Source organism: Clostridium beijerinckii (assembly GCF_008705175.1).
Classification (GTDB): domain Bacteria; phylum Bacillota; class Clostridia; order Clostridiales; family Clostridiaceae; genus Clostridium; species Clostridium beijerinckii.
Genome location: NZ_CP043998.1, coordinates 4,311,605 through 4,326,765, shown reverse-complemented (window position 1 = coordinate 4,326,765; position 15,161 = coordinate 4,311,605). Strand labels below are relative to the sequence as shown.

Below are 15,161 nucleotides of genomic sequence, written 5' to 3'. Positions count from 1 at the left end.
TAAATATATGGAGAGAAAGGATGATAAAAATGGATATAAAGAATATAGCAGTATTAGGTACCGGAACTATGGGACATGGTATAGCATTATTTTCTGCCAAGGCTGGGTTAAATGTAGTTATGTATGGCAGGTCAGATGCAAGCTTAGAACGAGGCTTTAATAGTATAAAGGCTAGTTTAAATCTTTTGAAAGCTGAAGGAAAATTAGAAGATAGTGGGTATAAAGAAATCCTAAATAAAATAAAAGGAGTTAAAAGTATTGAAGAAGCTACTAAAAATGTTGACCTTATAATAGAATCGTTGGCAGAAGATTTAGAGCTTAAACAAGAAATATTTAAGCAATTAGATGAGCTTTGTCCACCAAGTGTAATTTTAGCAACTAATACGTCAGGATTAAGTCCAACAGATATAGCTAAATATACAAAAAATCCAGAGAGAATAGCAGTTGCGCATTTTTGGAATCCACCACAATTAATTCCTTTAGTTGAAGTAGTTCCAGGAGAAAAAACATCAGAGGATACAATAGTAAAAGTTATGAAATGGGTTGATTTTATAGGAAAAAAATCTGTTCGTATGGAAAAGGAATGTTTGGGGTTTATAGGAAATCGCCTACAATTAGCGTTGCTTAGAGAAGCTTTATATATAGTAGAAAAAGGCTGGGCAAAGCCTGAGGAAGTAGATAAAGCCATGGAGTATGGTCATGGAAGAAGGCTTCCTGTTACTGGACCATTATGTAGTGCAGATTTAGGAGGTTTAGATATATTCAATAATATTTCTTCATACTTATTTAAAGATTTATGCAGTTATACTGAGCCATCTAAGTTAATGCAGTATATGGTTGAATCAGGGAACTCAGGAAAGAAGAGTAAACAAGGATTCTATAATTGGTCACCAGAATTTATAGAAAGTAAAGAAAAAGAGCGTGCGGAAGTGCTTTTATATTTCTTAGATAGAGATGCTAAAAAATAAGCTGAAGAAATTAAGGCTATTGAATAAATAAAGTAAGATAAAGTGGGAGGGATTAATTATGAAGTCAAAAGTAATCTCTATAGAACAATCGGTTGATTTAATAAAAAATGGAGCTACTGTTGCAGTAGGTGGATTTGTTGGATGTGCCCATCCAGAACAAATTACATTAGAAATAGAAAAACAATATTTAAAAAGGCATGTTCCTAACAATTTAACATTAGTTTTTGCAGCTGGTCAAGGTGATGGTAAAGATAGAGGATTAAATCATCTTGGTTATGAGGGGTTAGTTCACAGAATAATAGGGGGACATTGGGCATTGACACCAAAGCTTCAAAAACTAGCTTTAGAAAATAAAGTAGAAGCATATAATTTACCTCAAGGAGTTATATCACATTTGTATAGAGACATTGCAGCTGGAAAGCCGGGAACAATTACTCATGTTGGATTGAAAACATTTATAGATCCTAGAATTGAAGGTGGTAAACTTAATGAAATTACAAAAGAGGATATTGTAAAAGTAGTTAATATTGAAGAGAAGGAATATTTGCTATATAAAGCGTTTCCGATAGATGTTGTACTTTTAAGGGCTACTTATGCAGATGAAGACGGAAATGCAACAATGGAAAAAGAGGCTTTAACACTTGATGCAACAGCAATGGCTCAAGCTGCTAAAAATTCAGGGGGGATAGTAATACTACAAGTTGAAAAGGTTGTAACTAAAGGTTCACTTGATCCAAGAAAAGTTAAAATCCCAGGAATATATGTTGATGCTATAGTTGTTGCATCAACAGAAAACCAAATGCAAACTTTTAGTGAAAACTTTAATCCAGCATATTGTGGAGATACTAAGGTACCAGTGGATTCAATAGAACCATTACCACTTAATGAAAGGAAGGTAATAGCAAGAAGATGTGCTAAGGAACTAGTACCAAATGCTGTTACTAATTTAGGTATTGGCATACCAGAAGGAATAGCTATAGTTGCTAATGAAGAAGGTATTGCAGATCAAATGACTTTAACTGTAGAGCCAGGTGGAGTAGGTGGCGTACCAGCAGGTGGACTAAGTTTTGGAGCTTCAACAAATCCGGTTTGCATACTGGACCAATCCAGCCAATTTGATTTTTATGATGGAGGCGGTCTTGATGTAGCTTTCTTGGGATTAGCACAATGTGACAAATCGGGTAATATAAATGTTAGTAAGTTTGGACCTAAGATTGCAGGTTGTGGTGGGTTTATTAATATAACTCAAAATGCTAAGAAGTTAATATATTGTGGCACATTTACAGCTGGTGGTTTAAAAGTAAAAATTGGAGAAGGTAAATTAATAATAGAAAATGAAGGTAAGGCTAAGAAATTTGTGGATGCTGTCGAGCAAATTACTTTTAGTGGTGAATATGCATCAAGTATTGGACAAACTGTCCTTTATGTTACAGAAAGAGCCGTATTTAAGTTAACTAAAGAGGGGTTACTTTTAGAAGAAATAGCTCCAGGAATAAATTTAGAAAAGGATATTCTAGATAATATGGATTTTAAGCCAATAATATCTCCTGAATTAAAGCTTATGGATGAAAATATGTTTAAATAGTTGATTTAATAAGTTCTTAATTGCAATTCGAAGAATATACCTTGTCCATAAATACCCTGCTAAGTAGATTTCAACACAAACGCTTACTTAGTGGGGTAATCTAATTATTATGCCGCAAGGATTTGCACTTGCTTGACACGAAAATGTAGAAATATCATAATTATAAATGAGATATATGTATAAAATATTAATATTTATGGGGGTATCCTGATGAGGCTTCTTAGTATGCGTTATAAGCTTATAATTATTCTTGCACTTGCGGTGGTAGTACCGCTTATTGGAAGTGGCTATATACTAATTTATAGTGCGGAAAAAGCTATGAATTCAGAGAAGGAAAGCAAGCTCTATGGAATAGCAAGAACTTTAGATGCTAGTATGGAAGGTGATTTTGAATCCTTATTATCTATAGAAGCTAAGAGTGCTTCGCATGACGAAAAGGTACGACTACTTAATCAAAGACTATCAGGAGTTACGGAAAAAATTGTTTCGGGAAATCCCGGAGTAGGAGCTGGGTATTATTCTAAAGATCTCGATTGTATTATTACATATGGACCAGGTTCTGAATATGACACTACGGTTGGACAATCAATAAGTCAAGAACATTTGGGCCGGGAAGTAATGGAAAAGGGGATACCTTTGACTGCAAGTGGTAAGATGGTTAGAGGAAATATTCTAAATGCCATGGTTCCGATCATTCGAAATAATAATGTAATCGGATACGTATGGGCTAATGAAATGACTGAAAGCATAGAGCGTCAAATAAATGAGATGGAAATTGTGATGTACGAAGGGTTGGCTATTGCTTTAGTTGTTGGGCTAAGTATAAGTATGACTTTAGCAAATAGAGTTTCTAATTCCGTTAATGGTATTATTAAAGGACTATCTAGTTTGGGCAATGATTTAAGTCAACGATTGCCAGAAATTAATGGTGAATTTGGAAAGATTGCTTCTGCCATTAATGGAATGGCTCAAAGTCTAATGAATACACGTTCACATACAGAAATTATTATGGAGAGTATGGTAGATGGAATTATTACAATTGATAATGATGAAAAGATAACAGAGATAAACGCTGCTGCTTGGTCTATTATGGGATTAAATAAAGATGTGATTGGAGTTAATTATAAAGATCTATTCTCCGGGAATGCTAAAGTTCTTGACATAGTGCTAGAAACTTTACGTGTCGGTAAAAAAATTATGGGATATGAAGCAGAATTTACTCGTTCGGACGGTGCAATTATTCCAATTAGTGTCAGCACATCTATGCTATGTAATAATAATAATGTATTGGGTGTAGTTTTAGTTTTCAAAGATTTATCAGAGCATAAGGCTTTTGAGGATTATGTAAGGAGATTAGATCGTCTTGCCGCAGTTGGAGAGCTTGCTGCCGGTGTAGCTCATGAAATACGTAATCCTCTATCAGCTATTTCAGGGAGTGTGCAAATTTTGGTGGATGAATTGCCAAAGGATAATTCGACACGGATTTTTGGAAACGTTGTATTGAAAGAGGTTGATCGTCTTAACGGCGTTATTGAAGATCTCTTGTATTTTGCTAAACCTTCAAAACACTATGTGACATCAATCAATATCAACGAACTTGTGGAAAATTCTCTTTTTTTACTTTTACCGAGTATAAAAAAGGAGATTGTTGTTTTAGAAACACATTTTGATCAATCAATTGAAGCTATTTCAGTTGATGCTCAGCTTATTAAACAAGTTTTAGTTAACCTATTACTAAATGCGACACAAGCTATGCCTCAAGAAAACGGAAAAATTACAGTTACAACACAAAGGGTGATTAAAGGGATTGAGATTATCATAGAAGACAATGGAAAAGGGATTGATCAGGAAAGTTTACCTAGGATTTTTGATCCTTTTTTTACTACAAAGGATACAGGTACGGGACTAGGACTTGCTGTTAGTAACAAAATCATAGAAATTCACCAAGGATACATTCGAGCCGAAAGTATAGTTGGTATTGGAAGTACATTTACAATATACTTGCCTTATGAAAGTGGAATTAAGGAAGTATAGTGTAAATTTAAATATAGAAAAATATATTAAATACAATTTAAGACTTGTAATCTTAAAAATAGATAAAATTATGTTGCATAACAGAGCACGTTAATATTAATAGTATGACAAGCTAATGCTATTAATATTGCACTGATGGTAAAGTAGCTCAAAATAAATAGAGTTCACAAAAAATAATCTCACTCTTTAATGTCGCTTTTTGGTATAGGGATTTCAACTGTAATATAAAATTTTAAAAGTATCATTTGAAATACAAAAAATGTCTGAAGTATTTATGCATTAAGAAAAGTAATTTATTACGTTATATTAATTATAAAAAGATGGGATGATTTTATGAAAAGTATTAAGACTTTACTCACGGTTGTTAGTATAATTATTATTTGTTTATCTATGACCGTACTGGAGGTTACAAGTTATATAGAAACGAAACAGATGGTTGAAACAGAAGTGAAGACAAGCATGACTTCTACCACTCAATCAACAGCTAAAGAAATTGGATTGTGGCTTGATATTAGAAAGTCGGAGATGGAAAGTATTGCAAGTTGCCCAGTTTTTGTGAATGGGAGTAGGCAGGATATAATAGATTATATGTCTTCTGAAACAAGTCGTCTTCCTCTATATAGTGCATTTTGGCTTTCAGATGCTAATGGAGATTGGTATTCGGCTACAGGTACAACAGGGAGCATAAGCGAAAGACCTTATTATAAAGAATTACTAGCTACAGGAAAAACAGTGATATCAGATCCTTTACTTGGTAAGGCAGATGGAAAAATGGCTGTAGTTGTTGCTGTTCCGATAAAGGTTAATGGTACTATTAAAGCTATCTGGGGTGGTAATGTAAAACTTGATGAATTAGTACAATACATATCTTCTATAAAAGTAAAACAAAATGGTTATGCTTCACTTAATTTAACAGATGGAACAGTAATTGCAAATCCTAATAAAGATTTAATTCTTAAATATAATCCATTAAAAGATGAGAAAATTGAACCAAAACTAAAAGAAATATATGAAAATATGTTCAAAGGTGAAACTAATGTTGAATATTATGGCTTTAATAAGCAATATATATCATATAAGCCTGTTTCAGGAATTAATTGGACAGTTAGTCTGATAGTGTCTAAAAGTGAATTTACTGGACCACTTACACAACAAATTTATAAATCAGCTTTAACTTTAATAATCACTTTAGTAATAGTAATAATTTTATTTCTATTTATGTTAAATAAAATTCTAAAACCATTAAAGGCTATAGAAGATATGGCGTTATGTATCTCAGATGGTGATCTTAGTGTTGCAAAGGTGAGAGTTAATTCAAAAAATGAATTTGGCAGACTCGCTAAAACTTTTGAAAATATGATAATAAATTTGAGAGGATTAATTGAACAAGTTTCAATATCATCTGATAATGTAGCAACTGCCTCAAAGCTGTTAACTGAAAGTTCTGAGCAAACTTCGGATGCATCAAATCATATAGCAACAACTATTATGAATATATCAGAAGGTGCTAATAAACAAATGGAAGTTGTAAATGAAACTTCTTCTGAAATTAAAGAGATGGATAAAAAAATAAAGAATATGGCAGAGAACACAGACAGCATGATAGAAACAGTAGGAGAAACTGCAAATGCTGCACAATTAGGAAGTAAAGCTGTTAGTGAAGTAATTGTCCAGATGGCTAAGATTGAAAAAGCTGTTAACAGCTCAGCAAATGTAGTTGAAATATTAGGTGAAAGCTCAAAGGAAATAGGACAGATAGTAGATACAATATCTACTATAGCTAAACAAACAAATCTTTTGGCACTAAATGCAGCAATAGAAGCAGCATGCGCAGGAGAAGCAGGAAAAGGATTTGCCGTAGTGGCAGAAGAAGTACGAAAACTTTCTGAGGAGTCTAGTATAGCATCAATGCGGATAGCAAAACTTATTGGCGATATTCAAAGAGAAACTGACGATGTTATAATTGTAATGAAAGAAGGAACTCAAGAAGTAAAAAATGGAACTGATGTTGTAAATTCAACAGGTAAGGCATTTAGTCAAATATCACAGGCAGTTGAGTGTGTAGCAGCCCAAGTAAGAAGTGTATCTGAGACGGTAGGACAAATATCATCAAACAGTAATAAGATTGTTACTTCAATCCATAAGATAGAAAAAATTGGGGGTGACACTGCAGAGAAAACACAAACAGTAACTGCAACAACGGAAGAACAATCTGCATCAATGTATGAAATTGCTGGATCAAGCCAGAACTTACTAAAACTATCTGAAGACTTGCATGAAGCTATAAGTAAATTTAAATTATAGATACTTTTCTTTTAAAAATGAAAAGTTTTTTGTGAAAAGTTTATTATTATATTCAACTAAATTCCATATTTGATTTAAATATGGAATTTGGTTGAATATTGATATATACTGTAAAATGTTGTATAACTAAAGTAGATTAATAATTATGTTTATAAAAAGAAAGGCTGATTACAATATGACAGAAAGTGTTCGTGTTTTAGTAGCTGATGATGAGCTAAGCTTGAGAATGGTACTTCAAACAGCATTAAATAAGGCTGGATATGAAGTAGATACTGTTAAAAATGGAAAAGAGGCACTTTGTATGGCGCAGGAAAATCACTATGATGTCGCTATCCTTGATATCCGTATGCCAGAAGTGGATGGGTTGCAGGCATTTTATGAAATTCATAAAATTAAGCCTAGCTTGCCAATTATTCTTATGACTGCATTTGGAAGTTCGGAAACTGCAGTTAATGCTATGAAACACGGTGCTTATGACTATATATTAAAGCCTTTTAACCTTGATGAAGTTAAAATTATTGTAAGTAGAGCTATTCGCATGCAACAATTGACTAAAGAAGTTGTATACCTTACGCAGGAAGTACAAGAAATGGGAATGACAGCAATGACCCCAGGTAAAATTGTTGGGGAAAGCTCTAAAATCCAAGAAGTATATAAAATAATTGGACGAGTAGCGAATTCAAAAGCTACGGTATTGCTAACAGGCGAAAGTGGGACAGGTAAAGGAATGGTTGCTAAGGCTATTCACTATGCGAGTGACAGGAGAGAAAAGCCATTCATTCAAGTGAATTGTGGTTCGATTCCAGAAGGTTTATTAGAGAGTGAGATATTTGGACATGAGAAGGGAGCATTTACAAGTGCATTTTTTCAAAAACCAGGGAAATTTGAACTGGCTGAAGGAGGGACACTTTTTTTAGATGAGATTGCGGAGATGAGTCCAAATCTTCAGGTAAAACTTCTTAGGGTGTTGCAAGAAAAAGAGTTTGAACGTGTTGGTGGTACAAAAACATTTCATACAAATGTACGTATTATTGCAGCAACAAACCGTGATCTGAATAAAGAGATATCTGAAAAGTCTTTTCGGAAGGATCTATATTATCGACTTAATGTTGTTTCAATATGTTTACCTCCACTTTGCGAAAGGGGAGAAGATATTGTTTTACTAGCTGATTACTTTTTAAAACGTTTTTCTGTAGAAGTAGGACGGAATGGTATGTTTTTCGCTCCAGAGGTTTTGGATATTTTTCGTAACTATTCTTGGCCAGGAAATATCAGGGAATTAGAAAATGCAGTAGAACACGCTATTATTATGAGCAACACCCGTGTTATTTTGCCGGAAAATCTTCCACTTAGCATAAAAGTAGAAGATGTAGAAGCGGATGGTACCATTATTCTGGGAGATGATTCTTTCAAACCTTTGCGAGAAGTATTGCTAGAAGTTGAAAAGCGTCATATATCCGAAGCTATAGAACGAACAGGTGGAAACCGCACACAGGCTGCAAAGCTCCTTCAGATTTCACGGAGAGCCCTTCTGTATAAAATTAATGAGAATAATATCGATTAAATCATTATATGTAAACATGGATTGAGTTCGCGTTAATAAATAATTCTTTTTTGGATTTTAAGGGCCATGCCTCGCCTACATTATGAATCCCACGAAAATCTAAAATTGAACTGCCCCCTGTCAAGTAGACAGATGAAAAAACAAAAAATTATGAAACCAAGGTCTGATTTCGATATTCAATTGGAGTCAGACCTTTTAAGTTTTTCTGTAGTCTTTTTGTATTATAGAAAACTATGTATTCATCAATTGCTTGTCTCAATTCTTCATATGTATAAAATTTTTGCAAATAGTACATCTCACATTTTAGAGTTCCCCAAAAACCTTCCATTGGTCCGTTGTCGATACATCTGCTGACACGTGACATGCTTTGAGTTGCTTTGATTTTATCAAGTTTAGCTTTGAAAGTCCTATTAGTATACTGAAATCCTCTGTCACTATGAAACAGTGGCTTTGCAGTCGGATTAGCACTTACTGCTAAATCAAATATTGCGCTAAGGTAAGCCTTTTTACCATTAAGTAGTTTAAATTCAGTAACATCTGTTAACCATTTTTCATTTGGTTTCTTTGCATAAAATTCTCTATTTAATTTGTTTTCTGCTGTAATTTGTGGAGTACTTTGAATATAATGCTTTCTCTTTTTTCTTATAACTGATCTCATGTTAATAGATTTCATTAATCTATAAATTCGTTTATGATTATACTGTTTATCCAGGAGTCTATTTATATTCATTGTTATCCGACGGTATCCATAGATACCATTTACATCTTCATAAAGCTTAACAATTTCTTTTAGTATTATTGAATTTTCCTTATCTAATTCAGTCTCTGAACGGTTAATCCATTTGTAGTAAGATGATCGTGCAATCCCAGCTAAATTGCATAGATCAGCTATTTGATAGCCATTTTTTTCATGTAATTCTTTTATAGAAATATATTTATATTCTTGGAGTCTTTTAGTGCTTATCGCCTTCTTTCTACTTCTTTCAATTTTTTTAAGAAATCAATCTCCATCTTTAAACGTCTATTTTCTGCTTCAATAAGTTTTAATTGTGCGGATAATTTATCAGACTCAGTAATCTCATCAGTATCTTTACGCTTACCGCGACGGTCTATTAGCTCTTCATATCCATTAGCTTTGTATTTTCTTACCCAGGTATAAACTTGTTGATAAGAAACATTAAATTTATCAGCAGTAGCTTGATAATCATCATTATTCGAAATGCAGAATGCAACAATCTCAATTCTTTCTTCATAAGTAGTCTTTCTTCCATTAGTCATAATTCTATCCCCTTGCTTATTATGAGATTTAATTGTTTTATGACCATTATACTTCTTAATCCAATCGCTGAGAACACGAGGAGATGAAATTTCATATGTGCAGCATATATTTCTTAAAGAGCCTTTTCCAGCTAGATAATCTTTAACTGCATTAAGTTTAAGCGAATCGCAATAATATTTGTTTTTTGTAGAAACTATTAAATTTGCTTCACCAACATCATTATATATTTTCAACCAGTCATAAAATGTGGCACTATGAATTCCCATCTCATCGCATATCTGTATAACTGCTTTTTCTCCTGATAGGTATTCTTTAATTCCTTTCAATTTCTCTTCCAGAGAACATTTCGTTTTTCTTGACATTAAAATACTCCCTTTATAGAAACAGTTTTATTATTTTAACTGTTTACTATAAAGGGAGCATATCAAATTTGGATTTTCGTGGGTCTTTTATTTTGTATATTTAGAATTATTAATAGTGAATCGCGCTATAAGTAACATAGAATATTTTAATTGATAGAAAGCAGTAAATTAGAAAGAAAATAAAAATACCTACAAGATATCGCTAATATATTTAATTTTTAAGAAATAATTGTTAGCAAATTTATTCATGGTTGAGAAGATGCAATATATGTGTTAATTGGGCAATGTTTATGAAATTTCTTCTACTAATCTATGAGTTCGTTCAAAATAAGTATTAAATTTTGTTGGGTTCATCATATAAGTTAAAATTATCGATACTATGCATAAACCTCCAACAATTATAAAGGTAGGTATAAAGCCTCCTGCTAATGTTGCAATGAACGAACCCGAAAGAGCTCCAAAACCAAATCCTTGATATATAATTCCATAGTTTTTAGTTTGATTTTTAGAACCGAAGAAATCACCTACGATAGTAGGAAATACTGTAATATTTCCGCCGAAGCAAAATGCAATTGAAGCAACACATATAAAGAAAATTATAAAATCTAAATGTACAAAGCTTAAAACAAATACTGAAGCAGTTGTAACAGTAAGGGTAAAAATTAGTACGTTTAATCTGCCAAGTTTATCTGATAAAGCTCCTAATATAATTCTTCCAGCTGTATTAAAGATTGCAACCATAGCTACTGCATTTGCTGCCACAGCAGGTGTAAGTCCAGCTAATTGAACACCGATATCTTTAACAATTCCTATTAAATAAAGACCGCTCATGCAAGATGTGAAGAATATTAAAAATAAAAAGTACGCATCTTTAGTCTTAAGCATTTCTTTTACTGAAAAATCTTTTTCATTTGAATTATTATTAGTGTTATTAATAATAGAACTTACTATTGGAGCATCTTTTAATAACTGGGCACCAATAACAACCAATATCATAGCTATAATTCCCCAATATAAAAATGCTTCTGAAACACCATTACTATATATTAAACTTCCATTAATATATTTAAATATTAAACTTCCAGTTCCATAGGCTCCAACTGATATTCCTGAGATAAGTCCTTTTTTTTCTGGAAACCACTTAATACAATTTGAAAGTGATGTAAGATATGCAATACCATCTGCGGCTCCAACTATTATGCCAGCTGTAACATATAACATTGTTAGTGAAGTTACTTTAGATGTTAATATTAGACCAATCCCTAAGATTAAACCTGAAATTGATATAAGTTTTCTAATTCCTAGTTTTTCTTGAAGTTTACCTCCAGCTAATGTAGCGAATGCTAAAGCAAAACTAGTTATAGAGAAAGTAATAGTTACTTTATTTAACTGCCATCCAAATTTGTCTACTAGAGGCTGATTAAATAAACTCCAAGTATAAATTGTTCCGAGTCCCAATTGGGCAATTACTGTACCTAAAACTATTAACCAACGGTTTTCATGTTTTTCATTCATATCGTTCATCGCTCCTTAATTAATATATTAACAAGTAGATTTTAGAAGGTATTTACAACACTATTGAAATTTAACTTTTTATGTTGTCTGTTTCATTACCATCATTATAAATCGGTGTAATATAAAATTATTCTTTATTGAACGAAATGCATAGAAAATTACATAGAATACATTTATATATTCATAAGCTGTTTAAACTCTTTTATGTTACTTCTGCTTACAGGTATTTGATAATCTATATCTTGAAGTTTTAAATTATAAGTATTATTAAACCAAGGTATTATTTCTCTTATTTTATTTATATTAACAATATAAGATCTATGGCATCTAAAGAAAATATCTTTTGGCAGGCTGTCATAAAATTCAGCTATACCTAAGCTTACTGAATACTCGTCTTTCTTCGTAAAAACATGGGTTATTCTTTCTTCAGCAACGCAGTAATATATATCATCTATATTTACTACAATTATTTTTTCGTTTTTCCATAAATTTATCTTATTTTGTATGTTAACTTTATTTAAGTTGTTTTCTTTATATTTATTAAGGTCCTCCAATTTTTTTAGCATAGATACAATTCTGGATTCTGAATAAGGCTTTAGTATATAGTCAAAAGCTTCTATTTCGAAAGCTTCTGCCGCATGTTCCTTGTAGGCTGTTATAAAAACTATATATGGTTTTTTAGAAAACTTGCTTATACTTTTAGCAAGTAACACACCATCCAATGAGGGGATATTTATATCCATGAATATAACATCAACTTCGTTATTTTGGATAAATTTAAGTACATCTATTCCGTCCTCAAATTCATCTATTATTTCTATATTGCTATAATTTGTAATAAAATATTTAAGCTCTTCTCGTGCTAAAAACTCATCTTCAACTATTATAGCTTTCATATGATCACCTTCTCTTTATGTAAAATTCTATTTTAGTTCCCTTTTCTAATCTTTCTATAATAAGTCCTTCCCCATAAATAAGTTTAATTCTTAAATGTACATTGTAAAGTCCTATTTTATTTTCAGGCACTGCATCTTTATATATATTTTTAATTGCCTCTTCACTTATGCCAATACCACTATCTATTATAGAGATTTTTACTTTTTCACCTCTATCCTTTACAATTATTTTTACTGTGCCCGCTCCCTTATCTTTTAAAATACCATGAATTATAGCATTTTCTACTAGAGGCTGTATTGTAAGACTTGGTATATCGATATCTACATTATCTACATCATAGACTATATTTAATTTATTTCCAAATCTCGCCTTCTCAATTTCTATATAATCTTTAACTTGTTTTAATTCTTTCTTAATATCTATAAATTCACTGTTTATCTCTAAATTATATCTCAAATAACTAGCTAGGTTTATTATAAGTTCTCTTGCTTTATTTGGATCTATTCTAATAAAGGAAGTTATAGCGTTTAGGGCATTAAATAAAAAGTGTGGGTTTATCTGCCTCTGAAGAGCTTTAAGCTCTGCTTTATTAGCCATTGTTTTCATTTGTTCAACCTTTGATACTTCCATTAATGTTGATATAATTTGAGAAAGTCCAACAGCAAGAGCTTGTAGAGAATAAGTTATTCTATGAGAGGTTTTATAATATATTTTTAAGGCTCCTATAACTTCGTTCTTCACTTTAAGAGGTATTATAATTGCAGACTTTAACATTAAGCTTTTATCTTGCAGTCCATTATTTCTTATAATTATTTTATCGCTATTTATTGCCTCTTTAGTTACTTCAGTTATTATTTCGTGTCCAATGTTGTAATATTCTTTTCCAACTCCGATATAAGCTAATATATTTTTTGTATCAGTTATTGATACTGCGTCAGCATCAATATCATCTCTTATGACAGTGCATATCTTATTTAGAGAATCACTATTTATATTTCTAAAGTAAGGGAGAGTCTTATTAGCTATATCAAGTGCCAGTTTTGCTTGTCTAGCAGCTATTTTCTCTTTATCGTCCTCTATACTTTGAATTAATTGAACAATAAAGCCTACACTAATTTGACCTAGTATCATTGGTAATGCTATTTTAGATACTATATCAATGCCTAAAGAAAAAGGTCTGCTTAATAAAAGTATAAGAATCATTGTAATGGTTTCAGAAAACACCCCTGCTATTATTCCAGATATCCATCTATAGTTTCGTTGAATCTTTCTGTTAATATATCCAGATATTATTCCTGCTGTTATACTGCTTATAAGACATGGGATTGAAGTTATACCCCCTACATCTATTAAATATCTATGTACACCAGATAGTACTCCGGCTACAATTCCAACTACTGGTCCAAATATTATACCTCCAGATACTATAGTTATTGTCCGAACATTTACGAGAGAGCCTTCAACATTAAGTCCTGTATAATTAGCTATTATGGCGAATAGAGAAAATACTATACAAGCAATTAAATAGTCTCTTTTACTATAATTGTCCCTACTAAATATTTCTCTAAAGCCTCCAAATCTTGTTATAACAAATAAACACATAAGCAGTAGTGCGACTCTATCTACGAATTGAACTAATATGTTATATACGTAATTCAACTAGAATTCATCTCCATTCATTCATTAATTAGTATAGAATAAGTAATATCATTTTAATTATAATATAGAATAAGGAAGCAGTCGAAAAATAAAATTTATGGTGGATTTAAAAGGTGGTGTATCACCTCCAACATGAAACCCACGACCACCTGTATGTGGCTTAAATAGCTGCTTACAGTTGGTCGTGGGTTTTTATTGTCACTGGTAGTCCATAAATCATGAATTTTAATTAGATGATAATACAATAAGCTACACAGAAGAAGGAATTAATCTAAATATTATTTACTAAAACAGTATTGAATTTGAAAACGTCATATCTATGGTGCGTTTTCGAATATTCGAAAATCTTACCATTTTCTAAATAACATATTTTCTCAAGCTCTATAATAAAGTCAGACTCTGTCAAATTTAAATAAAGTTTATCGTTAGAGTTAGCCTCATCACCTTTTATAGAGATGTGGGCGCTTTGAATTTTAAATCCAAGTTCATTTGTTATGTAATCATAAATAGAGCCTTCTAAATGGTGTTCTTTTAGTCCAGGTATAACATAAATAGGCATATAAGTTTCTTCTAGTATTTGTGGGTCATTATCCACAGATCGTAATCGTAAAATTTTATATATATATTCATCGGTGATGTTAAGTTTTTCTGCAATTTCTTTAGGTGGTGTGATAATAGAAAAATCTATCACAGTTGATTTTAGATGCTCTGTACTAAATTTTTTAGAATAACCTGAAATATTATCTAATTCTATAGTAGTCCTGTTGGACAGATTTTCTTTAACGTAAGTACCAGAGCCCTGTCGTCTTATTAGCATACCTTCTTGAACTAATAAATCTAATGCTTTAGCTATTGTAAGTTTACTGCAATTATAGCATTCAGCTAAAGAATCTCCATCTGGAATTTTTTCATTGGTTTTATAAATATAATTATTTATCTTATTCTTTATATCTTCATATACTACTTTGTATTTAGGCGGCATATATAATCTTCC

General features: G+C 31.8%; 11 protein-coding genes and 1 pseudogene. 5 read left to right on the top strand and 7 right to left on the bottom strand.

Annotated elements, in window-relative coordinates; translation table 11 throughout:
- Positions 1–29 precede the first annotated feature (29 nt).
- From F3K33_RS19520 to F3K33_RS19500, 5 genes are all read left to right on the top strand, one after another.
- Complete coding sequence (locus F3K33_RS19520; protein WP_031276041.1) at positions 30–968, top strand: 3-hydroxyacyl-CoA dehydrogenase family protein; 939 nt, start codon at positions 30–32, stop codon at positions 966–968.
- A 58-nt stretch (positions 969–1,026) separates the two neighbouring features.
- Positions 1,027–2,553 (top strand): acyl CoA:acetate/3-ketoacid CoA transferase, encoded by a 1,527-nt coding sequence (locus F3K33_RS19515; RefSeq protein ID WP_023975635.1) that lies wholly within the window; start codon positions 1,027–1,029, stop codon positions 2,551–2,553.
- Between the two features lie 210 nt (positions 2,554–2,763).
- Positions 2,764–4,587: a two-component system sensor histidine kinase AtoS gene (gene atoS, locus F3K33_RS19510; protein WP_039768477.1), complete on the top strand. Its 1,824-nt coding sequence runs from the start codon at positions 2,764–2,766 to the stop codon at positions 4,585–4,587.
- A gap of 333 nt (positions 4,588–4,920) precedes the next feature.
- Positions 4,921–6,891, top strand: coding sequence for a methyl-accepting chemotaxis protein (locus F3K33_RS19505; protein WP_031276040.1), 1,971 nt, complete (start codon positions 4,921–4,923; stop codon positions 6,889–6,891).
- A 145-nt stretch (positions 6,892–7,036) separates the two neighbouring features.
- Positions 7,037–8,455 (top strand): sigma-54-dependent transcriptional regulator, encoded by a 1,419-nt coding sequence (locus F3K33_RS19500; protein ID WP_039768479.1) that lies wholly within the window; start codon positions 7,037–7,039, stop codon positions 8,453–8,455.
- Positions 8,456–8,603: 148 nt separating this feature from the next.
- Here F3K33_RS19500 and F3K33_RS19495 read toward each other — a convergent pair whose 3' ends face one another.
- From F3K33_RS19495 to F3K33_RS19470, 7 genes and pseudogenes are all read right to left on the bottom strand, one after another.
- Positions 8,604–9,113, bottom strand: a complete 510-nt coding sequence (locus tag F3K33_RS19495) for an IS3 family transposase (protein ID WP_167514426.1) — start codon at positions 9,111–9,113, stop codon at positions 8,604–8,606.
- 33 nt (positions 9,114–9,146) lie between these two features.
- A pseudogene (locus F3K33_RS27165) lies at positions 9,147–9,191 on the bottom strand (hypothetical protein); the annotation flags it as partial.
- A 224-nt stretch (positions 9,192–9,415) separates the two neighbouring features.
- The gene (locus tag F3K33_RS19490; protein WP_011968065.1) at positions 9,416–10,096 is read right to left on the bottom strand and encodes a helix-turn-helix domain-containing protein; all 681 of its coding nucleotides are present in this window, start codon (positions 10,094–10,096) and stop codon (positions 9,416–9,418) included.
- Between the two features lie 288 nt (positions 10,097–10,384).
- The gene (locus F3K33_RS19485) at positions 10,385–11,611 is read right to left on the bottom strand and encodes an L-lactate MFS transporter (RefSeq protein WP_039773734.1); all 1,227 of its coding nucleotides are present in this window, start codon (positions 11,609–11,611) and stop codon (positions 10,385–10,387) included.
- A gap of 173 nt (positions 11,612–11,784) precedes the next feature.
- A complete protein-coding gene (locus tag F3K33_RS19480) occupies positions 11,785–12,507 on the bottom strand; it encodes a LytR/AlgR family response regulator transcription factor (RefSeq protein ID WP_039773735.1) in 723 nt (240 codons plus the stop codon).
- A gap of 4 nt (positions 12,508–12,511) precedes the next feature.
- Positions 12,512–14,167, bottom strand: coding sequence for a sensor histidine kinase (locus F3K33_RS19475; RefSeq protein WP_039773736.1), 1,656 nt, complete (start codon positions 14,165–14,167; stop codon positions 12,512–12,514).
- Between the two features lie 271 nt (positions 14,168–14,438).
- Positions 14,439–15,149 (bottom strand): GntR family transcriptional regulator, encoded by a 711-nt coding sequence (locus F3K33_RS19470; RefSeq protein WP_012059980.1) that lies wholly within the window; start codon positions 15,147–15,149, stop codon positions 14,439–14,441.
- Positions 15,150–15,161: the final 12 nt, after the last annotated feature.

What these genes read in the sequence shown, in the direction of transcription:
- F3K33_RS19490 (WP_011968065.1), bottom strand. Translation starts at nt 10,096, where the DNA reads ATGTCAAGAAAAACGAAATGTTCTCTGGAAGAGAAATTGAAAGGAATT.
- F3K33_RS19515 (WP_023975635.1), top strand. Translation starts at nt 1,027, where the DNA reads ATGAAGTCAAAAGTAATCTCTATAGAACAATCGGTTGATTTAATAAAA.
- F3K33_RS19495 (WP_167514426.1), bottom strand. Translation starts at nt 9,113, where the DNA reads ATGAGATCAGTTATAAGAAAAAAGAGAAAGCATTATATTCAAAGTACT.
- F3K33_RS19520 (WP_031276041.1), top strand. Translation starts at nt 30, where the DNA reads ATGGATATAAAGAATATAGCAGTATTAGGTACCGGAACTATGGGACAT.
- F3K33_RS19500 (WP_039768479.1), top strand. Translation starts at nt 7,037, where the DNA reads ATGTTTATAAAAAGAAAGGCTGATTACAATATGACAGAAAGTGTTCGT.
- atoS (WP_039768477.1), top strand. Translation starts at nt 2,764, where the DNA reads ATGAGGCTTCTTAGTATGCGTTATAAGCTTATAATTATTCTTGCACTT.
- F3K33_RS19485 (WP_039773734.1), bottom strand. Translation starts at nt 11,611, where the DNA reads ATGAATGAAAAACATGAAAACCGTTGGTTAATAGTTTTAGGTACAGTA.
- F3K33_RS19480 (WP_039773735.1), bottom strand. Translation starts at nt 12,507, where the DNA reads ATGAAAGCTATAATAGTTGAAGATGAGTTTTTAGCACGAGAAGAGCTT.
- F3K33_RS19470 (WP_012059980.1), bottom strand. Translation starts at nt 15,149, where the DNA reads ATGCCGCCTAAATACAAAGTAGTATATGAAGATATAAAGAATAAGATA.
- F3K33_RS19505 (WP_031276040.1), top strand. Translation starts at nt 4,921, where the DNA reads ATGAAAAGTATTAAGACTTTACTCACGGTTGTTAGTATAATTATTATT.